The sequence below is a fragment of the Streptomyces sp. NPDC029152 genome (assembly GCF_055564355.1).
This window is the reverse complement of the sequence record NZ_JBVHWR010000002.1, coordinates 528,273-553,240: the sequence shown is the minus strand read 5'-3', so window position 1 is coordinate 553,240 and position 24,968 is coordinate 528,273. Positions and strand designations below refer to the sequence as shown.

The following is a 24,968-nucleotide window of genomic DNA, read 5'->3' as shown; positions in this document are numbered from 1 at the left end:
ACGGTGGTCCGGCGTCCACCAGCGCGCGGTAGCCGCCGGAGTGCCGGACGACTGCGTACCGCACCGGTGGACGCCCTCGCCGACGTTGCCGGAGGGCGCCGGAGCAGGCCGCGCGCCAATTCGTTCACGCGGAGCCGGGTCACCTCCACGTCCGGGCTGCCGTGAGCCGCCCGGCGCTGCCGCCACGTCAGCTGGGGTTCCCGCCCGGCGAGGGAACGTCCCCGGCGAAGACGTCCCGTCGCCGCGGGGTGCCGACGGCGACTGTCAGCGCAGACGCGTGACGAAGACCTGTCGGTCGCCGGCGGTGGACGACTCCCCCAGCAGGTCGCGCGGTACCGCGTCGTACGCCACCGTGCGGCCGTGCGCGTCCACGGTCGGGTCGGACGCCGGCCTCTGGTTGACGGTGCCGTCGGGCCGGGCGGTGACCATGTCCGTGCGGCCGGTGCGCAGGTCCAGCAGGTAGATCACCTGGAGCGGACCGCGCGGCTCCCTCTCCTCGGCCGCCACGAAGACGATGTGCCGGCCGTCCGCGCTGAGGCGGCCGGTATGCGTGGCGAACTGCGGCTTGGGACCCAGGATGTGTCGCAGTGCTCCGCTCCTGAGGTCCTTGAGGAAGACGTCACCGGTGTCGTTGGTGCCTCTGGGCTGCAGGGTGCGGCACTTGAAGCGGAACACGACGTGGCGGCCGTCCCGACCCATCACCGGGTCACCGACCCCGTACTCGGCCGGATCGTCCTCGCACCCCGGGTCGACCCGTACCCTCTTGTCCGTGCGCCGGTCGAGGGCGTAGACGTGCGTCTCGCTGCCCTCGGGGTCGCCCGTCCCGGGGTCTGAGGCCAGGTAGGCGACATGCCTGCCGTCGTGGCTCAGAGACGGCCTCGCGACCCGCTGCTCATCGCCGGCCAAGGGGTCGTCGACCCACTCGCCGGTGCCCCGTGCGAGGTCGCGCAGGCGGATGGCAGGGAGTGCTCCCGTGTCCTGCGTCGGCCGGGCCGTGAAGGTCACGTACCTGCCGTTGCCGCTGATGACCGGGGCGTTGGCGCTGCTGAACCCGGCATAGGTGCCGTCCCTGACCAGTTCGGTACGGCCCGTGCGCACGTCGTACACATGGGCGCTGGCCCTGTCCAGCGTCGGGAAGGCCACCCGCATGCCGTCGGCGCTGATGGACGGGGCCGTGTACGGCGCGCCCTTGTCCATGCCGTCGGCGAGGTCACTGGCCCAGTGCACCTTCCCGGTCCGCAGGTCCTTCACATAGACGTCGTCGACGTCGTCGGTGTCACCCGGCGCCAGGTCCGAGGCGCGCGACCAGAAGGCCACGTAGCGGCCGTTGGCACTGATCGCTGCGTACTGGCTTTGTCCGTTGCCCATCACGTCGTCGGACGTGACGTTCACGTAGTCCGTACCCGGCTTCAGTTCCAACGCCCCTGCGGGCGTCGTCTGCACGGTTGCGCACACCGCTGCCGCAGCGGCGACGGCAGCCGCTCTCCACCCATGACGCATTCTTTCCCCCCGGCCGGCATGTCTCCCCCGGCCTGCGGCCAGGGCCCAGGTTCATGCAAACGTCCTGCAGGTGCCCAGTCAATGCGCTCTTTGCCGTACAACCCGGAGGTCTGATCGACTGTCCGCGCCCGCGTCCGGGACGGGACGGACCGAGGTCCGGCGCGGTACGGGCCGACCGCAGCGCCGGACGCCGCGTCTGTGATCCCGGCGCGAGGCGGTCGCCTGACCCGTCGAGGTGACCGCGTGCGCGCGCCGCCCGCCGTCGGACTCCGGATCCGGACCTCCCTCCCGCGATCTACCGGTGGCCCGGCCGCGGCTCGATGGGTCCCGAGGGGTTCGCCGTGCGGAAGACGTGACACTCCTGTCACAGGCGTGTCCGTCGTCGTCTCGACGGCGAGCGGGGCGGTGGCTTCCCGGGCGAGCCCGTCTCGCGGGCGTTGCGACGTCGCACACCTTGGACGGGTCAGGTCGAGGGTTTCGTAGAACTCGTCACCGCCGAGGATGGCCGACGGGTCGGTGCCCGGCCCCCGGTTGTCGGCGAAGGCGATGTGGCGCCAGTGGCCCTTGCCGTCCCGGACTTTGGGGTTGTCGTCGATGCCACTGCTCATGAGGAAGGTGCCGTCGAGCGCGCTCGACGACCTGACGGTGATCCCGCGCGCCGCCTACCTTCAGCTACACCCTCACGGCCAGCCGTCCATGCGCCGCACCACAGCCCGAGCCCTGTACGTCGAACCTCCCGGCGACGAGCACCAGCACGGGTGGGGGACCTTCCACGGCCGCAGGGTCGGCGGGAAGACCAACGGCTACTCGGTCATCCTGCGCACCGGCGCCCTTGGCGTGCAATTCACCTCACTGCGCCTGGAGCCGGGCTATGAGATCGCCCGGTACGGGGAGAACGGGCAGCAGCTGAGGCTGTGGCCACCCACCGAAGCGCTCTCCTGGCCGCCGCCCACCCCCACGCCCGACGACGAGCTGGCCTCCATGCACCCGGCCCGGGCGTGGGCGAAGAAGCGGAAGGCCTGACGACGCAGACGTGAGGGCGGGGAGCGTGACAGCCCCGCCCTCGCCTCATCTCGGCGCCGTCCCGGTCCGTTTCTCCGGACCTCTCGTCGAATCCGCCGTGCGTCTCTCCACCCTCTCGGGTGTCGGTCACCACCTGGCGGCCCAGTAGAGAGCGTTCATCGTGGCGCGGATGGGAGCTGCACCGTACCTGATGTGGCGCCACGCGCTTCCGTTATTGGTGTAGTTCATGCGGTACCTGCCGTTGGTGGTGGTGCGGAGCTTGCTGTGGTTGAGGCCTGTGACAGCCGCGTACCGTACGAGGTGCTGCGCACCGCTCAGCTCGGGCGATGCCGTGTTCACGGGGGCCACGTGATCGGCGTGGGAGGCGATCAAGGTCCAGTCGGTGCCCTGTTCTGCCTGGGGCAGAGCGGTGCCGAGCCACGACATGAAACCGGACGTGGCGCGCATGTCCGCGCACTGCTGTCCGTCCGTGCAGAGGTAGGCGCTCACAGCTCCCCGGTGGGGCGTCCCGAGCGTCACGACGTCCTCTACGTACAGCTTCGGGGGAAAGCCGGCCTCCTTGCGGTCGGTCCCAGTCAGCGCCGCGCGGGCGATGAGGCCGCCCATGGAGTGGCCGACCATGTCCACGGTCTTGCCGTTGACCGTGTACCGGTTGTAGATGTCCCAGGCTAGCTTCTTCCCCAGCTCCTTGATCGGCGTGTCCGCGTCGCCGTCCCGTGCGATGTTGACGGTGCAGCCCGTGCCCTCGTCGACGGCGTAGAAGCCGACCTTCACGAACTTGCCCGTCCAGCCCCAGGACTTCATGGCCCTGGCCGCTTTATTCCACTTCCCGCATCCGGTGGACGTGAAGGACGGGTCGTAGCCGTGAATGAGGTAGACAGGGTTGTTGGCGCTGTCGGTGCGGGCCGGCGGGGTCGCTGCCACCGAGGCCGAGGCGCTGGTGACCGATGTGGCCAGAGTGCATATGACACTGCCGATCGCCATGGATAAGGCGATCCTGGTCTTCTTTCTCGTCACTGCGAACATCGAGAGCGTCTCCTCTTCCGTCAGTTCAGCACTGCCGCCACCAGCTCGTGGGCGGCTCCCGAGTAATCGTCAGGAGATGAGACGCCGATGCCAATGACTCAGCCTGTCCGGGTCCTGTCCCGGACAGGCGGGACACGTCCGACCTGCACTTTCCGGAGGAGGTGCTGACCGATCACCGGCCATGGCGGTGGTGGAAAGGAGTACCGCTGACCTGATGGAGCGCCACGTTCGGGCGCTGGACGGCGGAGCGTGCGAGGTCTCAAACAAGCCCGAGCCCTCGCAATCGAACACCAGACGCGGCGCCGGCTGATGAAGCTGCGCGGGGAGGCTCTCATCGACCGCATCACGCTGCCGCAGGCCACCCGGCCGCCGCCTGCACCCCACCCGGTACGGGGTGCAGGTGGCGACCGGGTGGCTCGAGCTGCGTGGTCGCCGGCCCCCGCGGGGTGCGACCGGCCCGACCACGGTGCGGCTGGGCGTCGGGCACGGGCTGACGGTCACCAAGACCTCGCTGGCGTTCCTGCAGGACGCCCGCCGCCGCGGCGACCTGTGACAGCCGCTGGCCTGGTTCCCCGAGGTCCACCACCCGCTCGGGGGCGGTGAGGCCGTCATCCCCGGCGCACTGCTCTACTACCGCAGCCGCGGCACCGGCGGGGCGGACACGGCGAGGACGGCGAGGACGGCGAGGACGGCGAGGACGGCGAGGACGGCGAGGACGGCGAGGACGGCGAGGCGATGCTACGGGCCTTCGTGGAAGTGGACCGGGCCACGATGGGACCCGAGCGCCTGGCCACCAAGCTCGGCGCCCACGCCCGTCTCCGCCAGTACGTGCCCACTCCCCCACCCAGGATCGGCCAGCAGTTGGTTGTCCGGGAGGAGAGCTGGCGGCGACGCTGCCAGCTGTTCCCGCGGCTGCTGTTCGTCCTGGACGGCACCGGGCCCACCGGCATCCACACCCGCGTCAAGGCTCCGCAGGCCGCTTGCCCGAGGGCTCGGACGGGCCGCAGCCACGACCGAGCTCCTGCGACACGGCCCGGTCGCACCCGTCTGGCGCCCCCTCCCCGGCCCCGACCACCGCGTCAGCCAGATACACACCGCTGTGTCTGGGTACCTGGGAGCCCTGCCGGCTCGGGGTTGCCACAGAAACTTCTCTGCAACCGCACCCGAAACCGAAGGAAGCGTGTGATGAAGGAACCCGGTGCCGCCCTCAACCCCCTGACCGAGGTCTGCCGCCTCAACGGTCCTCTCCACGACGACCAGGGCCGGATCACTCTGCAAGGCTTCTGCAGCCTGGTCGCCGGACCCAGCGAGGAGGAACGCCGCGGAATCGCCGGCGTCGCCTTCGACACCGACGACGGATCGGAGCGCACCTACAGCCGCAGCACACGGGGCGATGAGAGGTGCAACGTGCTGGAAGGCGTCCGGATCCGGCCCGCCGCCGAGGTCGTCACCCGCCCAGGAGGCGACGCTGATGATCTCGCTTGCGGCATCGTCCCGGCCGCCGTCTCCGCCGGCCTCGCCCTGCGTACGGTGCCCGACCAGAGCGCCGACACGGAGAGGAAGCAACTGCGGCACTGGGCCGGCGAGCAGGTCGGGGCCGGCTACGTGCGGCACTGGAGGACGCTTGAGCCGGACCCGCCACGCTCCGCGCCGGGTATCGGCAACGGCGGCGGCGCCCCGGCAGTGCTGCTCGCCGCAGTGTTCGACGCGCCCGTGCCGTTCTCCGGCACCGGGCTGCCCGCGGGCTATGGGCGTGACTGCGGCGAGAAGGCCGGGGTCGCGGCGCTGCTCCAGGCGGCGAGAGCCTCGCCTAGCTGCTCGACGACCTACCGAACCGCCTGCGCGCCTGAGCGGTCGGCCCCGTGCGGGAACCCGTCCGCCGCCAGGCCGGCGCACCGTATTCCTCGTGACCGCAACCGGAGGAACCGCCATGGAGCCCGACGACCAGATCATGCAGGGACCCGGGGAACGACGGGTCGCCGAAGCGGCCGAGAAGATCGTCGCCGAGGGCCGGCCGCGGCTGCACCGCACCTGGACTTCCCTGGTGGCGACCTCGCTGCTGGGCGGCATCGACGTCGGCGTCGGAGTGATGGCACTGCTGTTCGTGCGGCACGCGACGGGCAGCGAACTCCTGGCCGGCCTCGCGTTCTCCGTCGGCCTCATCGCCCTGCTGCTCGGGCACAGCGAACTGTTCACCGAGGGCTTCCTGGTTCCTGTCGCCACCGTCATCGCGGGCGAGGCCACCTGGTTGCATCTGCTGCGGATGTGGGCGACGGTGCTGGTGATGAACCTGGTCGGCGGCTGGGTGTTCGTCTGGCTGGTCATGCAAGCCTTCCCCGACCTGCACCGAACAGCGGGTGAGGCGGGCGCGCAGTTCGTCGACGGGGGCTACACACTGGGCACCTTCTGCCTCACCGTGCTGGGCGGCGGTGTCATCACCCTCATGACCCGCATGCACCACGGCACCGATTCCATGACCGGCAAGATCACCGCCTCCGTGTGCACGGCGTTCGTCCTGGCCGGGTTCGGACTGTGGCACTCGGTCCTGGATTCCCTGGTCGCGTTCGCCGGCCTGCACACCGGCCGGACATCCTATGGATACGCCGCCTGGCTGGGATGGCTGGCCTGGGCGGTTGTCGGCAACATCGCCGGCGGCCTGCTGCTCACCACGGCGCTGCGCCTGGTGCGCAGCGCTCCCGTACTGAGCGACGACAGCCCGTCGGTGACGGACGGCTCCTGAGCCGCGGGGCCCGGTCCCGCTGGCCCTGAGCGCGGGTGCGACCGCCGCTTGCTCCAGTCCCGGGTGCAGCCGATCGCTTCCCACCTGGCGTCGGTGAACTTCTGCCCGCAGTCCTTGCGCACCGGCCACCGCGCCTTCGCCGCGCGGTCTTCCGCACCGCACGGCGCTGCTGCTCGTGACGGGCGGCCGCCTGGCGGTGGCGAGGTAGGCGTCCGGCGAGGACCGCCACGCGCGGGGGCTGGGCGCGGGTGGAGCAACTGGGTGAAGTCCTCTTTCTGGAGAGCGCGGGCCGCGCGTAGGCATCTCGTACGTGCCGCTCTCGCGGGCCTCGGCCCAGAGGGGCGTTCGGTGATGGGCGTCAGCTAGGGCATGAACGACACGTTCATGCGGCGTACGAGGACATGTGGCCCGGCCATCGGTGAGACGGCCCCGGCCCATGCCTCCAGCACCGGGGCCGGGGCCGGGACCGGTGACGCGTCGACGCTGGTCCCCACCGAGGCCGGCAGGGGGCGGCCGGCTCGTCGGGGGCGCTGCCGGTCCGGCTCCTTCCCCTCCGACCGCACGGTGGTCACGTGCACGGGGTGCCCCGCCACTCCGTCCTCTCTGTCTCCGCCGTCGTCGATCCGATGAACCGCTTTGCGAAGCCGCTCCGCCATACATGGCAGGCTTCGCAGGGCGGTCTCGCCATCCGTTGCCTTTGCGGCATGCGCCACCGCATCGCCCGCAAGGGCATCGAGTCCTCCACCCAAGCTGGGTCGGCACCGCTCGACGATCGAGCGGACGATGTCCTGGCCCGCCGACTGCCGTCGCCTGTACCACCGCCAGGAACGCCAGGCCCGACACTTCCCGGCCTGATCCGCGCCATCACCTGCGCCCCCAACTGCCACCACGGACTAGCCAAATGGGACGAGGTGCTGGCCTCGCCCGCACGGTACGAGGCTCAGACGGACCGACGGGCCGACGGACCGGGCGGCGCTTCGGGCCGCGGGGCGCGGGTCCAGCCACGAGGACCCCCGAACTCGTCGATCTTCACGTACAGTTCGGTGATGAGGGCGTTCCACGTTCTCGTTCGTCACACAACGAAAACGACGCCCTCTCCGCGTCCGTGAAGAGGCGGACCCGCATGACAGACCGTGCCGTCCTGGTGTTCCCGAAGGAACGGGACCGCGTCAACAGCCTGCCCGCCGATCGCACGAGCGGCCTCCTGCTGCACGCCGACGGCCTCGGCGAGCAACCAGGAGTTCACCCACGACCTGCGCAACGAACCCCAGGTCGACCGGTCGGCCAGGGGGATGCCGCTCCACCGCTTCGTGGTGGGGCTCGCTGCGGACTGCACGATGACCCAGGAGATTGACCTGGCCGTCACCGTCGCCGCCGCCGGCTACGCGGTCCGCACCGCCGTCGACGCGCACCTCGACCATCCCGTAGCCCACCCCGGGGGCCCGTCGGCCCTCCGGGAGCGCCGGGTCGACGACGTCGATCCGGCCCGGGCCCTGCGCCTCCTCGGCCCCGCCGTGGAGGAGCTCCGCGACCCGGAGAACCCCTTCGGGCCGCTGACCACCCTTTCCGACAGAACAGATAGGAACCTCTGTGACCGGAAGATCCCCTCGTTCCGCCTGGATGACGGGAATAGTCGCCGCCGGTGTCGCCGCCGGTCTGCTCGGCACCGCGGTCCCCGCGAACGCGGTGGTCGGCGCCGCCGTCACCGACGCCTCGTACGCGTTCACCGCGAACCTGCACATCGGTGAGGGCGACCAGACACGAGCCTGCTCGGGCGCGCTCATCGACGCGCAGTGGGTCCTCACGGCCGCCGCGTGCTTCGCCACCGACCCGGTGGCGGGCGGCACGGTTGCCGCGGGCAAGCCCTCCCTGAAGACGGTGGCGACCGTCGGCCGCAACGACCTCCTGGGCACCGGCGGCCATGTCAGCGAGGTCGTCGAGCTGGTACCGCGCGAGGGCACCGACCTCGTGCTGGCCCGCCTCACCGCCCCGGCGACCGGGGTCACCCCGGTCCCGCTGGCCGCCACGCCCGTGGCCCAGGGGGAGGTCCTGAAGGCGGCGGGCTTCGGCCGTACGAAGACCGAGTGGCGCCCCGACAAGCTGCACGCCGCCACCTTCGGTGTGGACGCCGTCACGAGCGGAGCACTGTCCCTCTCGGGTGCCACCGCCGACGACGCGATCTGCGCGGGCGACACCGGCGGCCCGCTCCTGCGCCAGAAGTCCGGCGGCGGCTTGGAGCTGGTCGGCATCAACACCCGTTCCTGGCAGGGTGGCTGCTTCGGCTCGTCCGAGACGCGTACGGGCGCGCTGGCGACCCGCACGGACGGCATGCGCTTCGGCGGCGCGGCCCTCGCGGCCGGCCAGACGCTCCGGGCGGGCGACGTCCTGGTGTCGGCCTCCGCCCGGGTGGCGATGCGCGCCGACGGCGACCTGGTCGTCTCGTCCGTCGCGGGCAAGAGCCTGTGGTCCACGGGCACGGCCGGCAACGCGGGCGCGACGGCCCACTTCGGCGCGGACGGTAATCTCGTGGTCCGCGACGCCGCAGGCACCACGACTCTGTGGCAGTCCGGCACCAGCGCGACCGGCGGCAGAGCGGCCCTCCTGGACTCCGGCGACTTCGTCATCCGCGACGCGTCCGGTGCCGCCGTGTGGTCCAGCAACACCGCCGTCCGCGGCGACCTCGACCACGACGGCCGCAGCGACATGTCGGCCTGGTACGTCTTCCCGCAGGGCACGGACGCCACGTACAGCTTCTCCGGCAAGCCGGACGGCAGCCTCAGCGGCTACAAGAAGACGTACACCTCGGCCGTGGGCCAGTGGGGCAACGAGCACATGAAGCGCGCCACCGGCGACTTCAACGGTGACGGCCGCGCCGACTTCATGGCGATCCAGGGCTACGGCGACAGCAGCGTCAAGCTGTTCATCGCGCTCGGCAAGGCGGACGGCACCTACAGCGAGCCGAGCAAGGCGTGGGAGGTGGTCCCGAACCACGTCACCTTCCACGAGACCTACATGACCCCGCTGGCCGGCGACTTCAACGGCGACGGCTACGACGACGTGGCGATCTGGAACGTGGACAGGACCACGGGCGTCACCAAGCTGTGGACGCTGACGTCGAACGGCAACGGTGGTGTCGTGCGGCTGATCCCGTCCGAGTGGTCCGGCCCCAAGGGCACCTGGCTGGCCTCCCGCTCCAAGTTCGTGACCGGCGACTTCAACGGCGACGGCCGCGACGAGGTGGGCCTCCTCTACGGCCAGGGTGACAACAGCATCAAGACGTACGTCTTCCCCACCACGCCGACCGGTGTCTTCACCACCCCGACGACGTGGTGGACGGGCCCGGCGGCCACCACGTTCGACTGGAACCGCGCCCGCCCGCGCACCGGCGACTTCGACGGCGACAGCCGCGACGACCTGATGTTCTGGTACGACCACACCGACGGCACGGACACGGTCCAGACCCTTCTCTCCACGGGCACCGCCTTCGGCCCCACGCCGAAGCTCACCCTGAGCGGCCGCCTCGACGTCTCGTCGATGCAGCTGGTGGTCGGCGACTACAACGGCGACGGCCGCGACGACCTCGGCGCCATGCACGGCGACTCGTCCACCGGCGTCGTCCGCCTGTGGACCTGGACGACCAAGCCCGACGCCATGTTCAACGGCGCCCTCCTGGGCTGGGAGTCCTCACCGAACAGCTTCGTATACGGCCAGACGCACCTCATGCACCCGTACTACGTCTGACTTCCCCTCCCACACCCGCAGGCCCGGCCCGCTCCCACGGCCGGGCCTGCGGCCACCCCGGAACCGCCGGCCGGGTCGACGCCCCGGTGCACCAGCCGGGTTTCGTGTCCTGAGCCGGCGGTTGCGAGGAGACGGGGGACGGGGACGGCCGGGTTCTCCAGCCGGCTCTTGCGCGGGCGATCGCGGCAGGGATCCACGAGGGTGAGCCGGTAGGTGGGGGCGCGGATGAGGCGCTCGGGCTCGGTGACGCGGTCGTAGCGCCTGACGGTGTCCAAGGCGAGGTTCAGGCGCCGTGCGCACTGCAGAAGTCCGACTCCGCGCTCGCGCAGGGCGTGGACCTGTTGCCGGCGCTCGCGGGTGGTGGTGGCCTGTCTCCTCTTCCTTACGGACGGCCTCGGCGAGGCGGTGCCACAGGCGCCGGCGGTCGCTGATCTGGACCTCGTCGGGCAGGGCTCGGCGGACCGCCTCGGCGTAGGTGGCCGATCCGTCCCGGCACACGGCCTCGATGCCCGGATGTCCGCGCAGCCAGGCTTCCACAGTGACGGCTTCACGGCCGGGCAGTACCTCGATGCGCTCACCGGACCCGGCGTTGATGACGGCCGTGGCGTAGCCCTGCCGGCGCCGCAGGGCGAAGTCGTCGATCCCGATCTCCCGCGGGATCCGCACCCCCGGCACGGGCGCCCGCCCCAGCAGCCGCAGGACGCAGGCGCACGACACGGGCACGGCCAGCGATCGGGCGAGCCGGACGGGCGCCCGGCCGCACAACTCCATGACCACCTCAGAGAGCCGGCCGGTCAGACGTGTGGTGCGGCGCCGATGGCGCTCCAGAAGACCGGGGACCTGCTCTCGGAAGGTCTGCCGCCTGCAGCCCAGGACCGGACAGACCAGCCGTCGTGTCCTCACCCGGACCACGACCTGCCGGCCGTCGACCATCGGCTCGAGGCCGGACGGCAGCCCGGTCTCGGTCTCGAACACCGGCAGCTGGCACAGGTACGGACGCGCGGTCCCGGCGGCCGGGTTTCACAGGACGGTGTCCCCGTCGAGAACGAAGTACCGGTTCAGCGCCCGCCTCCTGCGGGGTGCGGGCGACGATCCTCCGGCGCGCCCGCTGCCCGGCCCGCCCGCCTGGGGGCGGGCCGGGCAGCGGGCGGTGGATCAGGAGGTGCGGCAGACCGTGCCGTTGAGGGTGAATGTCGTCGGGGTGGGGTTGGCGCCGTTGTTGGTTCCGACGAAGCCGAAGGTGGCGGTGGAGCCGCCGCGCGGGGCCAGCTCGGCGTTGGCACCGTTGTCGGTCACATGGACGCGCGTGCCCGAGCTGGTGACGTTCGCGTTCCAGGAGCTCTGCACGGACTGGCCGGTGGAGGGCCAGGTGAAGTCCAGGGTCCAGCCTCTGATCGGGGCGTCGCCGACGTTGGAGACCGTGACGGTGGCGACGAATCCGCTGCCCCAGCCGCTGTCCACCCGGTAGGTGACCAGGCAGCTGCTGTCGCGCGGAGCCGTGGTGGCGAAGGTCAGCGGCTCGGAGGGGCGCGAGAGGCGGCCGTCGGCGTCCCGGGCGAGGACGTTGACCGTGTGCTCGGAGCCCGGCGGCAGGTTGTGCAGCGTCGCCGAGGTGGAGGTCGAGGTGGCCAGCAACTGGGCGTTGGTGCCCAGGCGTTCGTACACCTCGTAGCGCACCGCCTTGCCGTTCGCGGGGGCCGTCCAGCTCACCGTGGCGGTCGAGCTGCCTACTGCGGTGGTCTTCGGTGCCCCGGGTGCGCCGACCGAGGCCGCGGCGGCGTGCGGGGCGACGGTGATCGTGGTGATCGAGTACGGCGGCAGCACCTGGTCGCCCCCGGAGGTGGCGGCCACCCGGGTGACATCGGTGTCGCCGCGGCCGTAACGGTGCACGACCGGCGCCTGGGCAGTGGGCGTGTATCCGGCGTAACTGATGTCTGCAGTGCGGGAGTTCAGCGGGTCCTTGTTGATCAGCATCACGCTCAGCGTGCCGTCGGCCCGGTGCACGGCGTGCGCGGAGACCTGGTCGCTGTCGGTGGAAGAGGCGACCATCGTGTCACCGGGACGGCCCAGCTTGGTCAGCGACTTGATGCCGAAGTACGGGTGGAACGGCGTGTTCACGGTCGGCTGGCAGACGTCGCCGACGCAGCCGCCGCTGGAGAGCAGGCCGAAGTCGTTGAAGTCGGTGTCGCCGTCCACCGTCTCCACCTTGGTGGGCCCGTTGTGGACGTTCCACCAGTCGACGTTGAAGACGCCGTTCTCCAGCGCCGTCATGTAGGTGTCCGCGGCGAACAGGCCGTTGGGGCGGCTGTTCATCTGGACGTTGGAGTTGACCTCGGTGAGCGCGATGCCGATCTTCGACGAGCGTTCCCCGGCGTACCGGTCGATCTGCCGGCGGACCTCGCGGAGCTGCCCGGGCAGCCGGGCGGTTCGGTCCAGGGCTTCGTCGGCGGTGGCGCCGCCCGGGTAGGAGTGCACGACGGTGAAGTCGATCGTGCCGGCGACCGCGGACAGCACGGTGTGGTTCCAGTCGGCCGAGTCACCCGGGCCGGTGATGCCGTCCGGCCAGTCGCCTGGTGTGGTCAGCACGGCGCCGACCTTGATCGTCGGGTCGACCGCCTTCATCGCCTCGGCGTAGGCGAGGACGTTGCGGGCGTACTCCCGCGGGCTCTTGTCCGGGTGGTCGTCGGCCTCCCAGCCGCTGCCGTAGTGGCCGTTGCCGTAGATCTCGTTGCCGATCTCCCAGTACTTCGCCCCGTAGCCGCGGGTGACGTTGGCGTACCGGACCCAGTCGGCGGCCTCCTGCGGGGAGCCGGTGCCGTAGTTGGCGATGATCATCGGCTGGGATCCGGAGGCGCGGACGCTGTCCATGAACTCGTCGAAGGTAGTGCCGGGCGCCACGTAACCGCCGGGGGCGGTGTGGTCCTTCCAGTGGTAGATGTCGCCGTAGGAGCCGCCCGGGTAGCGCATCGCGCCGACGCCCGCCTCGCCCAGCAGGCCGGTCACCTCGGGGTCGTTCATGTGTGAGTCCCAGAGGGCGTGGTTGACGCCGAACGCCGCCTTGTCGATGGTGCCGAGCCCCACCCCCGCGTTGACGGAGACCTTGACGGTCGCCGCCTCGTCGGCGGCCGTCGCCGTGGCGGCCGGGTCCGCGGCGGTCCGGCCGGTCTCGGCGGGCGCCGGGGAAGCGGCGGCAAGGGCGGCGACCGTGGCCAGGGCGCAGACGAGCGTGGCGGTGGGGCGTCTGCCGACGGTTCTTCCGGCTCTGCGAGGCGGTCGGCTCAACCGGCCGGTGGCGGGGAGGGGTGCGAGCGGCATGACGTGTCCTCCTCGGGCGAGCGCCGCGTCGGTCGGCAGGACGCCCGGTGTGAGTGGTCGGTGGGGTGCCTTCGGTGCGACGCTCATGGGAGCGCTCCCATGATGTGGGGGAGGCATGACCGCGTCAATGGTGCGGACGAGGGCGACCTGATTTCCCGTCACCCGTGCCGCCGCGCGGCGAACCGTTCGGCCTCCGCGTGCCACAAGGCGGGCGAAGGCGGGCCGGTGACGCGGGTGGTCGGCTGGTCCGGGTGCGGTCCCAGCCGGCGCAGGGCGTCGGAGCGGACGCGGATCTCGGCCATGCGTTGCCGCCCGCCACCCTCGTCTTCGACCCCGAACCGCCGACCCAGCCGGACCGGTACCTCCGGCTCCGTGCTTGACCCGCGCCCGTGGTCGGCCCCAGATGGAACGATCTCGACGTGACCGCAGTGATCACGGCGTCGGTGCCGACCTGGACAGGCCCCCTCGTCCCCTGCGGACGAACCGGTGTGCTGACGGCCGCCCGGCGGATCCGTACGGACCTCAGGACATGCTGCCCCGGCACACCGTCCCCACGGCCGGGGTGCGGCCCGTGCGGAGGTATGTGTCGACCGCCTCGGTGACGCAGCGGTTCTGCGGGTATGTGCCGTGGCCCTCCTCCTCGGCCGTCAGGAGCACGCCGACACCGTCGCCCAGGGCGCGGGCCATGCGGCGGGCGCCGGGATACGGGGTGGTCGGGTCGCCGGTGCCGCCGACCACGAGGACGGGGGCCGCGCCGTCGGCGTTCACCTGGGGCGTGGCGCGCTCGCCGTCGAACGGCCAGTCGTAACAGAGGTAGACGCCGGTGGACCAGGCCTCGCCGAAGACGGGTGAGGCGGCTCTGACGCGGGCCTCGTCCCGGTCGAGGCGCGCGAAGCCGGGGCGCAGGCTGGAGTCAGCGCAGGTGATCGCCGTCTGGGCGACACGGCTGTTGTCGAGCGGGGTCGCCGCGTGGTCGGCCGAGCCGGCGTCGTCCGCGCCCTCGCTCAGCGGACGGCCGTCGTTGTGGTCGATCAGCGCGGTGAGCGCCTCGGCGAGCGGCGACCAGCCGTCCGTGCCGAGGTCGAGATGGTCGCTGACGGCGTACGCGAGGTCGTCGGCGTCGAGGTTCCTTCCGCCGCCGGCCGGGGCGGGCTCCTTCTCCAGGCGGTCGGCCAGGCGCGCCATGCGTCGCGCGGCCTCCTCGGGCCCGTCACCGGTCGGGCAGTGGCGGATACGGGCCGCGCAGTACGCGGCGAACCGGTCGAACGCCGCCTGGACCGCCTTGGCCTGTGACACCTGTTCCTCCACGAGGTTCTCGGTCGGGTCGACAGGCGCTTCGAGGACGAGCCGTCCGACGTGCGACGGGTACAGGTGGGCGTAGACCGCGCCGAGTTCCGTTCCGTACGAGACGCCGAAGTAGTACAGCCGCTCGTCGCCGAGGAGGTAGCGCATCAGGTCGAGGTCGCGCGCGGTGTGCGAGGTGCCGATGTACGGCAGGAGCGCCCCGGAGTGCTCGGCGCAGGCGTCGGCCCCGTCGTAGCCGGTGTCGTCCGCGGTCTTCCCGCAGCGCACGGGGATGGTCGCGCCGACGCCGCGCGGGTCGAAGGAGACCAGGTCGTAGCGGTCGAGGAGCGGCTCGTACTGGTCGAGGTATTCGGGCAGTCCGCTCACGCCGGACACGCCGGGACCGCCGAAGTTGAGGACGAGCGAGCCGATGCGCCGGTCGTTCGGGCCGGTGGCCTTGCGGCGGATCAGGGCGACGTCGATCGTCCTGCCGTCTGGTTTCCGGTAATCGAGGGGGGTCTTCATGACGGCGCAGTCGTAGCCCGTGCGCGCGGTGGGCGGCGAGGTGCAGCGGGACCAGTTCAGGTGCTGGCCGGTGGTGAGCGCGGTGGGCAGACCGGCGGGCGGATTGCTCGCGGTGAACTCCGTACGCGGCTGCGCACTCCGGCCGGGAGCGTCGTGCTGGAGCCAGGCGCTGACGGCCCCGATCGCGGCGAGGACGACCACGGCGATGATCCGCGCACCGACCGAGAGGCCCGGTCTGCGGCTTCGTATCGGATGTGCGTCACTCATCGAATCCCCGCGCTCCCGCCCCTGGACGCCCGCCCCGTGCCCGCATGCCCGTGTTCGTGATCGTCCGACCGTCGAATGAGCGCAGAATACAAGCCGCCTCCGACAACAGCTCAGCTCCTGGCGTCACGGATCCCCAGCCCGGTGAACGTATGCGGTCACAGCACTGGTTACAGACCCTCACACCGAAGTCTTGCCACTCTGTGGGTTGCGGGTCGGGCATGCCGGCTCGTCCTGCTGACAGGAGAGGTGTGCCATGACCTCGCGCCGTGAGCCTCGCCTGGCCGACGCTGCCGAGATCGCGGCCGGACAGGGCCTGTCTCCCGCGCGGACCAGCATGCTCTATGGCCGGCGTGCCGAGAACGGATTCCCCAAGACCGCCGGCATGCGCGGCCGCGCCCGGCTGTGGGACCACGCGGAGGTCACCGAGTGGCTCGCGAACCGCCAGCCGGTGAGACTCCGTGGCCGCACGCCGCCCTCCCGCAGCCCGGAGGACCTGCTGAACGCGGCCGAGACCTCGAGGTTCCTGGGTTACAAGAATCCCCAACCAGGTCGACACTTACGTCCGCGACCACCCCGGCTACTTCGACGGCCGCTTGCTTCAGTGGCGCGGCCGACACCGGCTGAGGATCCTGGACGGCGAGCACACTGGTCTGCCCGGCGCGGGCGACGGCGGTGGCGAGTACTCGGGCGTTCGGGACGGTGCGGACTGGCAGCTCGTCGATCACGTAGCGGCGTCCCCCTGGTCTGTCCGGCGCGGGGGTCCATGCGGCGTTCATCGGCAGCAGTTCCAGATAGCCGCTCCGGATGAGCGTCACGGGTCCCTGGCCCAATGCCTCCGTGACAGGACCGAGGACCGCGTCCCACAGCTCTCGCGTGACGTTCTCGAGCCGGGCCCACCAGTTGAGCGTTCCGTCCTGTATCAGCGCCCCCCCAGCCGGCGTATGACCTGCTCCCTCGTCAGCGCGGGCAGGTCCAGCGGCCGGGCGTCGCCCTCGTCGACGATGAGAGCCGCCCCGCCGTAGTCGGTCGTGACGAGATACACCAGCCGATCGGGCGCGCCGGCCGCCACGTCGGCGAAGGTCGGCGGCCTGAGGAAATCGGCCCGTCCGGTGGTGGTTCTGATCTCATCGACGAGACGATCGAGGTCGGTGCGGGCGGCCCTGACAGCGGCGTCGTGATCGGCGAAGTCCGCGACGCGGGTGCCGCCGAGCAGGTCGCGCTCCAGCCCGTCGCCCGCGGCGGCCAGCCAGCGAGCCGCTGCGGCTTCGAAGCGTTCGGCCAGACCGTGCTGACCATGCTCGCTCAACCATTTGACGTCCGCGGAACCAAGTTGGAGGGCTTCGCTGAGGGAAACGGCCCGAGCGGTCTCCACCGCCATGCCCGCGGCTTGGCGGTCTCCGGCCCGCGCGAGGGCGTAGGCGGCGAACGCCCCGAAGTCCGGGTTCTGTCCGATCACGCGATTGCGCGGCCCGCGGCTCACCTGGAGACGCACGAGCTCGCCCAATACTTCGGCCGCCGCACGGGACGCCTCTGCCGCCTGCTCCCAGGCCTCACCCCCAGCGGCCCAGCGTGCCCACTCCACGCTCGCGGCACGCTTCACCCGGGGGTCGGTCACCTCGGTCGCGGTGCAGAGCCTCCGGAAGGTGGCTGTGGCTCTGGCTCTGGCTCTGGCTCTGGCTCTGGCTCTGGCTCTGGCTCTGGCTCTGGCTCTGGCTGCCGAGTCTCCCTGATGTGTGTGGCGCGTGCTCAGTGCCTCGGCGAGGTGGAGGGCCGTGTGTTTCTCCATCAGCGTCCCGGCCGGGGAGGAACGCACTGCCTTCCGGGCCAGTTCGACGGCCTCGTCCAGGTCTGCCAGTTCGTCGGTGATCTGGAACTTCGCATCTGCCGCCAGCCGGTGCCGCAGCAGACGTGGCCGCTGCGCAGCGCGCGGGCCTGTTACCTCCCCCACCTCCGCGGCTGCTGCCGGAAAGGGGCGCAGGCCCGGTGGCCGGTGGTGCCCGGGCGGTCATGGCGTACTTCCCTCCGTCGGACCGGTGAAGGCTGTGACGCAGGCGGTGCAGCGTCCGTCGCCGTGCGGGTGGGCGCGGCGTGGGGTGGGGCCGGGGCAGATTCGGCACAGGGGCCAGTCGAGGCCGACCGGGCAGAGGTCCTGGCCGGGGACGCCGCAGCCGGTGCAGTCGGCGCCTTCGACCAGCGCGCGGTAGGTAAGGTCAGCGCAACGTCCTGAGCTGCCGGTGGGTGATGAGGCAGCAGGCGAGTTTCGCGGTCAAGCGGACCAAGGCGGCAGGCGCGGAACTGGCCCGCATCGACAACCTCTACCCCGGGCGGGCGACGACGCGGGAGTCGGCCCCAGTCTCAGAACCCGGTTGCCGTCCCGGCGAGGCGGGGGCTCCCGCTAGATGATCGATTCCAAGGGTTGGTGGCCGTAGCGATTCCGGACCGGAAGGGTGGCGCGGCCTCATAGGCTGAGCCCTTGTCCGCACTGTCGGGGGGAGTAATGACCAGTAGGTTCACCGAGTTGGTTGACGACTGCCACAATCCGGAGCGGCTCGCGGCCTTCTGGTGCGCGGTCCTGGGCTTCAAGGTGATCGACCGGAGCGAGGGCAAGGTCGAGATCGGTTCCTGGGAGCCGACCGTCGAGGAGGTCCGGATCCGCCAGATGCCGCCCACTCTGGTGTTCATCCGGGTGCCCGAGGGCAAGACCGTGAAGAACCGGCTCCACCTGGACGTCAGCCCGATCGACGGCAGTACCGACGACGAGGTGGCCAGGCTGCTCGGCCTTGGCGCCGCCAAGGTGGACGTGGGTCAGGGTCCCGGCCGGAGCTGGGTGGTCATGGCCGACCCCGAGGGCAACGAGTTCGATGTCGTGCGCACCCTGGCACCGTCCACCTAGGGTCCGTCTTCGAAGATCATCAGGTCGTGGATCATGGTGGGGTGGCACGTCGTCATGAACTCACCGATCACAAGTGGGAGTTGCTCGCCCCACTGGTACCGCGGGCCGCGACAGGCCGGCCCCTGCACGATCCGGCACGGCGGCGGCACGGGAGCTTCCGATCCGTAGCCCAACGGAGCGCCCTGCGGCTGCCGCATGGCGTGCTGACGCGAGTAGGCCCCGACCGTAGCCGGGGCTCGTCTGCACTCGCTCCTCGCACTCCCTAGCCGCAGGCGCAGCCCGCGGCGCTCGGCGCCTCCTCGGCGGCCTGGCTGGTGCAGCAGCCGTCGCCGGTGGCGTGGGGGTCGGCGCTCTTGCCGAGGGTGTCGGCGTCGGCCTTCACGACGTAGACCTCCCAGGGCTCCTTGCCGGGGCCGTGCACCCACACCTTGTCCTGGAGGGCGTAGCAGCAGGACGTGTCGTTCTCCTCGAAGGTGGCCAGGCCGGAGTCCTTGAGGCGGGTCGTGGCTGCGGTGACCTGGTCGGTGGACCCGACCTCGACGCCGAGGTGGTCCAGTCGGGTTTCCTCGCCCGGCTCGCCCTCGATGAGGACTAGCTTGAGCGGGGGCTCGGTGATGGCGAAGTTGGCGTAGCCCTCGCGCCGCTTGGCCGGTTCGGTGCCGAACAGCTTCGAGTAGAAGGTGATCGACGCTTCCAGGTCACTGACACGCAGGGCGAGCTGAGCGCGGGACATGGCAGGGCTCCCATCCGTTGTTTCGATGTCTGTCGATGCAACATTGCGCGCTGAATCGGAGGATGTCAATATAGAGATATGTCGAATCAAGAGTTTGTGGTGTTCGGTCAGACCGACGAGTCCGGGGCCTGCTGCCCAGGGCTGTTGACCGCTCCCCTGGATGAGGGCCAGGCCGTGGAGCTGGCGAAGGTGTTCAAGGCGCTGGGTGACCCGGTGCGGCTGCGCCTGCTGTCGATGATCGCCTCACGGGCGGGCGGTGAGGTGTGCGTCTGCGACCTGACCCCGGCCTTCGACCTGTCCCAGCCGACGATCTCGCATCACCTGAAGCTGCTGCGGCAGGCCGGTCTCATCGACTGCGAACGGCGCGGCACGTGGGTCTACTACTGGCTGGTCCCGGAGATGACCGACCGACTGGCGAGCATCCTGACCCGCCCCATGGGCGAGCCTCTGCCCGACCGCAGCGCGCCGGCCGGAGCTGCTTCGTGAGTACCGCTGCTCCTGAGCAGAGCGTAGCGGGGCGTCTGTCCTTCGTGGACCGCTACCTCGCCGCCTGGATCCTTGCCGCCATGGCTGTCGGGCTGGGCCTGGGCCGCTTGGTTCCGGGCCTGGGTGACACGCTGGCCAAGGTGACCGTGACGGGGGTGTCCCTGCCGATCGCCTTGGGCCTGCTCGTGATGATGTACCCGGTGCTGGCCAAGGTCCGCTACGACCGCCTCGACACCGTCACCCGCGACCGCCGCCTGTTGCTGCCGTCCCTGCTGCTCAACTGGATCATCGGCCCGGCGCTCATGTTCGCCCTGGCCTGGCTGCTCCTGCCGGACCTGCCCGCCTACCGCACCGGCCTGATCATCGTCGGCCTGGCGCGCTGCATCGCCATGGTCATCATCTGGAACGACCTCGCCTGTGGCCACCGTGAAGCCGCCGCCGTCCTCGTCGCCCTGAACTCCGTCTTCCAGGTCATCGCGTTCTCGGCGCTCGGCTGGTTCTACCTCTCCGTCCTGCCCGGCTGGCTCGGCCTGGAACAGACCGGCCTGGACGTCTCGGTGTGGGAGATCGCCCGCAGCGTGCTCGTCTTCCTCGGCATTCCGCTCGCCGCCGGCTACCTCACCCGCCGCATCGGCGAGAAGACCAGGGGCCGCACCTGGTACGAAGCCGAGCTCATCCCGCGCATCGGCCCCTTCGCCCTGTACGGCCTGCTCTTCACGATCGTCATCCTCTTCGCCCTGCAAGGCGACGCCATCACCTCGCAGCCCCTCGACGTCGCCCGCATCGCCCTGCCGCTGCTGGTCTACTTCGTGATCATGTGGGCCGGATCGATGTTCCTGGGACGTGTGGTCGGCCTGGACCACCCGCGCGCGACGACGCTGGCCTTCACCGCCGCGGGCAACAACTTCGAACTGGCCATCGCGGTCGCCATCGCCACCTTCGGTGCCTCCTCCGGCCAGGCCCTCGCCGGCGTCGTGGGTCCTCTCATCGAGGTGCCCGTACTGATCGGCCTCGTGTACGTCGCCCTGTACGCGCGCCGCTACTTCACCGCTCCGGCCGCCGCCCCCGCGCCCCAGAAGGACGCCGCCCATGCCTGACACCGCCGTCCCGTCCGTCCTGTTCGTCTGCGTCCACAACGCCGGACGCTCGCAGATGGCCGCCGCCTTCCTCCCCCACCGCGCGGGGGACCGCGTCCAGGTCCGCTCCGCCGGCGGAGGCAGCCGTCGACCGGGGCCGCGCACCGACGTCAGCACGCCTCGTAGGGGGGTCCGATGTTCTCTCATCTGGAGATCAGGGTGTTGCCGCCGGGTCCCCGGTTCGCTACCCAGGTGCGGTTCTGCGTCAACGGCGAGGACATCGTCGAAGCAGCGGTCGACGAGGGCGGCCGCGGACCGTACGCCGCCGATGTACTGCCGGCGAAGAGGGTCAGCCCTCTCCGGGCGACCGGAGAGGCCCGCCGCCTGGAGCTGGGGGAACCCGAATGCACCGGCGGATGCTGCGGCTTCCTGACCGTGGTGGTGCAGCGGTTCGGGGAGATCGTGCAGTGGTCGGACTGGCAGGTCCCATGGACAGCGCACACCTGCGCGCCCTGCCCCCCGCCGGAGCTCCACTTCGATGCGGGCCGGTACGACGCCGAAGTGGCCCGCGCCGAGGCAGACGCCTGGCGGCAGGTGCGCCCACAGGCCCGACAGGGCACAACCCGCCCGGCTGCGGGCTCACACCGGCCTCGCGTCCTTGGTCAACGGGAACGGCTCAGCAGGCCCGGGTGCCGTCGGAACTCGTGAACATTCCCGCCAGGCCACGACCGGCAACCGCCTCCCGAACCGGCGTCGAAGTGCTCCTCGCTTTCGTGAACGGAGCCGATCGTTCGTGATTCGGCTGAAGCTGCTCGGGCATTGCCGTAGTCAGCGAGGGCGACGAGCTGCTCGCGGACGCCGGGTCCTCCGGTAGCCCGAAAACGGGCCGACGCCACCCTGCGCGGCAGCCAGACGATGCGTCATGACAAGGCAAAGAGTGTCTGATGCGGTACTAGGCGAGCCGGGCGACGGGATGGCTGGGCTGGGAACACAGGCGCACCGGCCGCCCATGGCGCTCCGCCCACTCGGCGGGGACCCGCTCGTCCAGCACCCCCGCGCGTGGTGGGCCATGGTCTCCAAGGCGGCGCGGACCGCCTCGGTCACCACCTCCAGGCGGGTCAGCTCCCGTGCGGCGGACAGGATGTGGTGGAGTCGGTGCGCGGGTACCGCGGTCCTCGAGCAAGCCGGCCGCCGGATCCGGGTGAGCACCAGGCCCAGCAGCCGGCCGGCGTGGCCGCCCTCGGTGAGCCGGTCGCGGAGGTCGGACAGGATGCTGTGGTGGAAGCCGGGCCTTCCAGCTCCAGGCCGAGGGCGTACTCGACGTCGATGCGGCAGCGCACCGCCTCGGCGGCCTGGCGGCCCGACAGGTTCAGCCCGTACTGCGGCACGCAGACCGTGGCGAGCTGGGCGGGGAGGGCCCGGGGCGGCCATCGCGCGGGTACCAGGCGGTGAAGTCCCCGTCGTGCCACAGGCCGTCGAGGCGGTCGCGGACCCACATCGCGGTAGTGCCGTGGGGTTTGCCGGCGCGGGCGACCCGCGCGGTCAGCGGCGGGATCTCCGATCCGAACCGGAGCTGGAGGGGCATGTCCGGCTCCCCGGGAACAGGGCATCATGTTCCCGGGGAGCCGGACGCAACGTCACGATCGTTAACTGCCCGTCCTCAAGGTTCCCGGCAGAGTCCTTCGGTGAAGATCCGACTGGACCTCGGTCAGTCGACGCCTTCGACTATGCGGAAGTCGCGCTCGACGCCGTCGGAGAGGACGACCAGCGCCTCCTGGTAGGCCGCGTTCTCGCGCGCCGCGACGGCCTGCTCGAAGCTGTCGAACTCGACCAGGACGGTGCGCTCGGCGATTCCGGCGTCGTGCGCCACGACCCGGCCGCCACGGACGAGGACCCGGCCGCCCCCGGCCTCGACGGCCAGGCGGGCCAGCTTGTTGTAAGCAGCCAGCTTCTCGGGGTCCGAAATGGTGCGGTAGACGCTGACCCAGTAGCCCTTGGGCATGGAACCTCCAGTGTGGGGATGAGTGCATCTGTCTTACGGGGTGGTCTCGGACGAGCGTCGGCGGGCGAGAGCGAGGCTTGTCAGCGCCGTGACCGCCATGGCGCCGGTGCCGACCAGCGCCGCGGTGGTGTAGGCGCCGTCGTCGGGGAAGAGGTGGCCGGAGCCGGTGTCCGCGGCGAGGATCAGACCGCCGATGGCGCTGCCCAGGGAGTAGCCGACGCTGCGGACGACGTAGTTGAAGCTCATGGCGCTCGACGTCTCGCTCCTGGGGGTGACGGCCAGGATGACGCCGGGCATCGCGGCCGAGAAGCCGCCGACGCCGAAGCCGAGCACGCCCATCGCCGCGAACAGTTCGACCAGGTCCGACCGGGCCGCCGCGAACAGGGCGAACCCGCCGCCGACCACGACGGCGCTGCCGGCCAGGAGCAGGGGGTCGGCGATCCGCGTCCGGACCCGCGGCGTGAGCTTGCCGGCGACGAACCCCAGCACCGAGAACGGGATGAGGACCAGCCCGGCGACGAAGGTCGTCAGCCCGAAGCCGTAACCGGCGCCGTGCGGCGTCTGCGCGTACCGGGTGATGAGCGTGAGCAGGAGGTACATGCCGATCCCGCCGACGAACATGGCGAGGTTCGCCCCGGCGACCGCCGGGTGCCGCACCGCCCGCACATCGACCAGGGGCGTCGTGCTGCGCAGCTCGATGACGGCCCAGACGCAGAGCAGCACCACCGCGACGACGGCGAGGCCCGCCGCCACGGCGAGGTGCCGGCTCCACAGATCCCGTTCGCCGACGAGGAACAGCACCAGGAGCAGCGCAGCGGCCAGGACCACGGCGCCCGCCACGTCCACGTGGGCGAAGCGGCCTTCGGGGGCTTGGGGCACGGAGCGCCACGCCGTCAGGAGGGCGGCGGCGGTGACGACCAGGCCGAGGCCGTAGGCGGCCCGTACCCCGCCGAGCTCGGCGAGCAGTGCGGCCAGCGGGTAGCCGACGCCGGCCCCGATGATCGAGACCACCGAGATCAGGGCGATCACGGCCGCGCTGCGCTCCTCGGGAAGGTGGTCCCGGGCCACGCCCATCATCAGCGCCGTCAGGCCGAGCCCGAGGCCCTGGGCCGCCCTGCCGGCCAGCAGCCACGCGAACGGCAGCGGCAGCACGGTGAGCGCGCTGCCGGCGACGACGATCGCCAGCGTGGTGAGGATCGTGGCCCGCCGGTGCGGACCGGTTCCGAGCCGGCCCAGGACCGGCGTGGCGACGGCGCCGCTGAGCAGTGCGACGGTCAGCGTCCACTGCGCGCTGGCGAGCGAGACGTGGAACGAGGTCGCCACGCTGGTGATGAGCGGCGTCCCGAGGCTGGCGACCGCCGCCACGACCAGAGCGATGAACATCAGGGCGGGGACCAGCAGCCGCGCCTCGGAAGGCGCCGCCGGGAACGCCTTCACCGCGGCCCCGCCGGTCGGCTGCCCGGTCACTGCTTCGGCTCCTCGCGGTCCTGGCTTTCGAGCTCTGCCAGATGCTTCAGCGCCGGAAGGGCCGCCATCAGCGCCTCGACCTCGTCGCCGGTGAGTTCGCCGATCAACCGCTCGAACGCGTGGATGCCCGCCTGGCGCCGCGTGCGGACGTAGGAGGCGCCGGCCTCGGTCAGGCACACCAGGGTGACCCGCTTGTCGGACGCGTCGCCCCGCCGCTCGACCAGGCCGGACTTCTCCATCACCCGCACCAGGGTGGTCATCGCGGGCTGGGTGACGCCCTCGACCGCGGCCAGATCGGTGATGCGTCGCGGGCCGGTCCGGTCCAGGGTGGCCAGGGTGGCGGCGGACGTCAGGCTCATGTCCCGGGGCAGGCGTCTCGCGGCCCTGGTGGCCAGGCCGTAGAGGGCTGCCCCGATGGCGGCGGACGCGCCGGGAACGGTGTCTTGACGACTCATGCTCGAAGTATAGCCTTTTTATATTCACAGTTTATGGAAAGGGTTGACTGGCGCGGGCGGCCCCGGTCCGCACCCGCGACGGCGGCCGGCCATCGCGCTCGGTGCGCGGCCGGAACCTGCCGTGCCCGTCGACCAGGAAGTGCTCGTCCAGCACCTCCGGCGCGTGGTGGGCCATGACCGCCTCAGCGCAAGAACGGCGGTCCGTGCGCCCGCCCACGGCGTTCCAGCAGTACCTCGGCAGACGAGGACCGCACCAGCCCCTGCGGTGGAGGCAGGGTAAATGCCCCCCGAACCTCAAGATTCCCGACAGGTTCGCTCACGGCAGGGAATCGGGCTCACCGTCCGCCCTCACGGCGGGTACGCGCGAGGGCGGAGCCCAAGCCACGGCATGAGACGGGGAGCACACCCCGGCTTCCCCGACCAGGCAGGCGGCCA

18 protein-coding genes and 2 pseudogenes are annotated in these 24,968 nt (G+C 71.3%); 8 read left to right on the top strand and 12 right to left on the bottom strand.

Translation table 11 applies throughout. The features are described 5' to 3' along the window. Positions 1–264 precede the first annotated feature (264 nt). Positions 265–1,443, bottom strand: a complete 1,179-nt coding sequence (locus ACZ4V6_RS06385; protein WP_467823013.1) for a TolB family protein — start codon at positions 1,441–1,443, stop codon at positions 265–267. 651 nt (positions 1,444–2,094) lie between these two features. On the opposite strand from ACZ4V6_RS06385, the gene ACZ4V6_RS06380 reads away from it, so the two are divergent. Beyond that, entirely contained in the window at positions 2,095–2,523 is a 429-nt protein-coding gene (locus tag ACZ4V6_RS06380) for a hypothetical protein (protein ID WP_467823011.1), read from the top strand. Positions 2,524–2,649: 126 nt separating this feature from the next. On the opposite strand, the gene ACZ4V6_RS06375 is transcribed toward ACZ4V6_RS06380, so the two are convergent. Next, a complete protein-coding gene (locus tag ACZ4V6_RS06375) occupies positions 2,650–3,507 on the bottom strand; it encodes an esterase/lipase family protein (protein WP_467823009.1) in 858 nt (285 codons plus the stop codon). 442 nt (positions 3,508–3,949) lie between these two features. Here ACZ4V6_RS06375 and ACZ4V6_RS06370 point away from each other — a divergent pair, with 442 nt between their 5' ends. The 3 genes from ACZ4V6_RS06370 (at position 3,950) to ACZ4V6_RS06360 (ending at position 10,030) form a co-directional block, all read left to right on the top strand. Next, entirely contained in the window at positions 3,950–4,102 is a 153-nt protein-coding gene (locus tag ACZ4V6_RS06370; protein ID WP_467823007.1) for a hypothetical protein, read from the top strand. A 1,353-nt stretch (positions 4,103–5,455) separates the two neighbouring features. Continuing rightward, a complete protein-coding gene (locus ACZ4V6_RS06365) occupies positions 5,456–6,289 on the top strand; it encodes a formate/nitrite transporter family protein (RefSeq protein WP_467823004.1) in 834 nt (277 codons plus the stop codon). A gap of 1,590 nt (positions 6,290–7,879) precedes the next feature. Continuing rightward, positions 7,880–10,030, top strand: coding sequence for an FG-GAP-like repeat-containing protein (locus tag ACZ4V6_RS06360; protein ID WP_467823003.1), 2,151 nt, complete (start codon positions 7,880–7,882; stop codon positions 10,028–10,030). A gap of 128 nt (positions 10,031–10,158) precedes the next feature. On the opposite strand, the pseudogene ACZ4V6_RS06355 reads toward ACZ4V6_RS06360, so the two are convergent. The 6 genes and pseudogenes from ACZ4V6_RS06355 to ACZ4V6_RS06330 all read right to left on the bottom strand — a co-directional run. After that, positions 10,159–10,960: pseudogene (locus ACZ4V6_RS06355) on the bottom strand (transposase); the annotation flags it as partial. A gap of 225 nt (positions 10,961–11,185) precedes the next feature. Continuing rightward, positions 11,186–13,345: a cellulose binding domain-containing protein gene (locus tag ACZ4V6_RS06350; protein ID WP_467823000.1), complete on the bottom strand. Its 2,160-nt coding sequence runs from the start codon at positions 13,343–13,345 to the stop codon at positions 11,186–11,188. Positions 13,346–13,503: 158 nt separating this feature from the next. Beyond that, positions 13,504–13,647: a hypothetical protein gene (locus tag ACZ4V6_RS06345; RefSeq protein ID WP_467822998.1), complete on the bottom strand. Its 144-nt coding sequence runs from the start codon at positions 13,645–13,647 to the stop codon at positions 13,504–13,506. A 220-nt stretch (positions 13,648–13,867) separates the two neighbouring features. Then, complete coding sequence (locus ACZ4V6_RS06340; RefSeq protein WP_467822996.1) at positions 13,868–15,421, bottom strand: alpha/beta hydrolase; 1,554 nt, start codon at positions 15,419–15,421, stop codon at positions 13,868–13,870. 419 nt (positions 15,422–15,840) lie between these two features. Then, positions 15,841–16,251, bottom strand: a complete 411-nt coding sequence (locus ACZ4V6_RS06335) for a hypothetical protein (RefSeq protein WP_467822995.1) — start codon at positions 16,249–16,251, stop codon at positions 15,841–15,843. Between the two features lie 89 nt (positions 16,252–16,340). Continuing rightward, a complete protein-coding gene (locus ACZ4V6_RS06330) occupies positions 16,341–17,036 on the bottom strand; it encodes a hypothetical protein (protein ID WP_467822992.1) in 696 nt (231 codons plus the stop codon). A gap of 882 nt (positions 17,037–17,918) precedes the next feature. On the opposite strand from ACZ4V6_RS06330, the gene ACZ4V6_RS06325 reads away from it, so the two are divergent. Beyond that, the gene (locus ACZ4V6_RS06325) at positions 17,919–18,314 is read left to right on the top strand and encodes a VOC family protein (RefSeq protein ID WP_467822990.1); all 396 of its coding nucleotides are present in this window, start codon (positions 17,919–17,921) and stop codon (positions 18,312–18,314) included. Positions 18,315–18,576: 262 nt separating this feature from the next. Here ACZ4V6_RS06325 and ACZ4V6_RS06320 read toward each other — a convergent pair whose 3' ends face one another. Beyond that, positions 18,577–19,047, bottom strand: a complete 471-nt coding sequence (locus tag ACZ4V6_RS06320) for an ArsI/CadI family heavy metal resistance metalloenzyme (RefSeq protein ID WP_467822988.1) — start codon at positions 19,045–19,047, stop codon at positions 18,577–18,579. A 78-nt stretch (positions 19,048–19,125) separates the two neighbouring features. Between ACZ4V6_RS06320 and ACZ4V6_RS06315 the strand changes: the two genes are divergently transcribed. The 3 genes and pseudogenes from ACZ4V6_RS06315 to ACZ4V6_RS06305 all read left to right on the top strand — a co-directional run. Then, positions 19,126–19,533 carry an ArsR/SmtB family transcription factor gene (locus ACZ4V6_RS06315; RefSeq protein ID WP_467822985.1) on the top strand — a complete coding sequence of 136 codons (408 nt, stop codon included), beginning with the start codon at positions 19,126–19,128 and terminating at the stop codon, positions 19,531–19,533. Then, the gene (gene arsB / locus ACZ4V6_RS06310) at positions 19,530–20,630 is read left to right on the top strand and encodes an ACR3 family arsenite efflux transporter (RefSeq protein WP_467822983.1); all 1,101 of its coding nucleotides are present in this window, start codon (positions 19,530–19,532) and stop codon (positions 20,628–20,630) included. Before ACZ4V6_RS06315 ends, arsB begins: the two co-directional genes overlap by 4 nt. Then, positions 20,623–20,745 (top strand): annotated as a pseudogene (locus tag ACZ4V6_RS06305) (arsenate reductase/protein-tyrosine-phosphatase family protein); the annotation flags it as partial. The gene arsB and the pseudogene ACZ4V6_RS06305, both read left to right, overlap by 8 nt. A gap of 1,572 nt (positions 20,746–22,317) precedes the next feature. Here the strand turns inward: ACZ4V6_RS06305 and ACZ4V6_RS06300 are convergent. Genes ACZ4V6_RS06300 through ACZ4V6_RS06290 form a run of 3 tightly spaced genes read right to left on the bottom strand, consistent with a single transcriptional unit; the run spans position 22,318 to position 24,437 of the window. Continuing rightward, a complete protein-coding gene (locus tag ACZ4V6_RS06300; protein WP_467822981.1) occupies positions 22,318–22,611 on the bottom strand; it encodes a DUF1330 domain-containing protein in 294 nt (97 codons plus the stop codon). Positions 22,612–22,644: 33 nt separating this feature from the next. Further along, complete coding sequence (locus tag ACZ4V6_RS06295) at positions 22,645–24,078, bottom strand: MFS transporter (protein ID WP_467822978.1); 1,434 nt, start codon at positions 24,076–24,078, stop codon at positions 22,645–22,647. After that, entirely contained in the window at positions 24,075–24,437 is a 363-nt protein-coding gene (locus ACZ4V6_RS06290) for a MarR family winged helix-turn-helix transcriptional regulator (protein WP_467823159.1), read from the bottom strand. The genes ACZ4V6_RS06295 and ACZ4V6_RS06290 overlap by 4 nt, the downstream gene beginning before the upstream one ends. Positions 24,438–24,968: the final 531 nt, after the last annotated feature.

Coding starts and splice junctions, on each gene's coding strand:
- ACZ4V6_RS06325 (WP_467822990.1), top strand. CDS start 17,919: ATGACCAGTAGGTTCACCGAGTTGGTTGACGACTGCCACAATCCGGAG.
- ACZ4V6_RS06380 (WP_467823011.1), top strand. CDS start 2,095: ATGCCACTGCTCATGAGGAAGGTGCCGTCGAGCGCGCTCGACGACCTG.
- ACZ4V6_RS06340 (WP_467822996.1), bottom strand. CDS start 15,421: ATGAGTGACGCACATCCGATACGAAGCCGCAGACCGGGCCTCTCGGTC.
- ACZ4V6_RS06345 (WP_467822998.1), bottom strand. CDS start 13,647: ATGGCCGAGATCCGCGTCCGCTCCGACGCCCTGCGCCGGCTGGGACCG.
- ACZ4V6_RS06375 (WP_467823009.1), bottom strand. CDS start 3,507: ATGGCGATCGGCAGTGTCATATGCACTCTGGCCACATCGGTCACCAGC.
- ACZ4V6_RS06320 (WP_467822988.1), bottom strand. CDS start 19,047: ATGTCCCGCGCTCAGCTCGCCCTGCGTGTCAGTGACCTGGAAGCGTCG.
- ACZ4V6_RS06300 (WP_467822981.1), bottom strand. CDS start 22,611: ATGCCCAAGGGCTACTGGGTCAGCGTCTACCGCACCATTTCGGACCCC.
- ACZ4V6_RS06290 (WP_467823159.1), bottom strand. CDS start 24,437: ATGAGCCTGACGTCCGCCGCCACCCTGGCCACCCTGGACCGGACCGGC.
- ACZ4V6_RS06315 (WP_467822985.1), top strand. CDS start 19,126: ATGTCGAATCAAGAGTTTGTGGTGTTCGGTCAGACCGACGAGTCCGGG.
- ACZ4V6_RS06350 (WP_467823000.1), bottom strand. CDS start 13,345: ATGCCGCTCGCACCCCTCCCCGCCACCGGCCGGTTGAGCCGACCGCCT.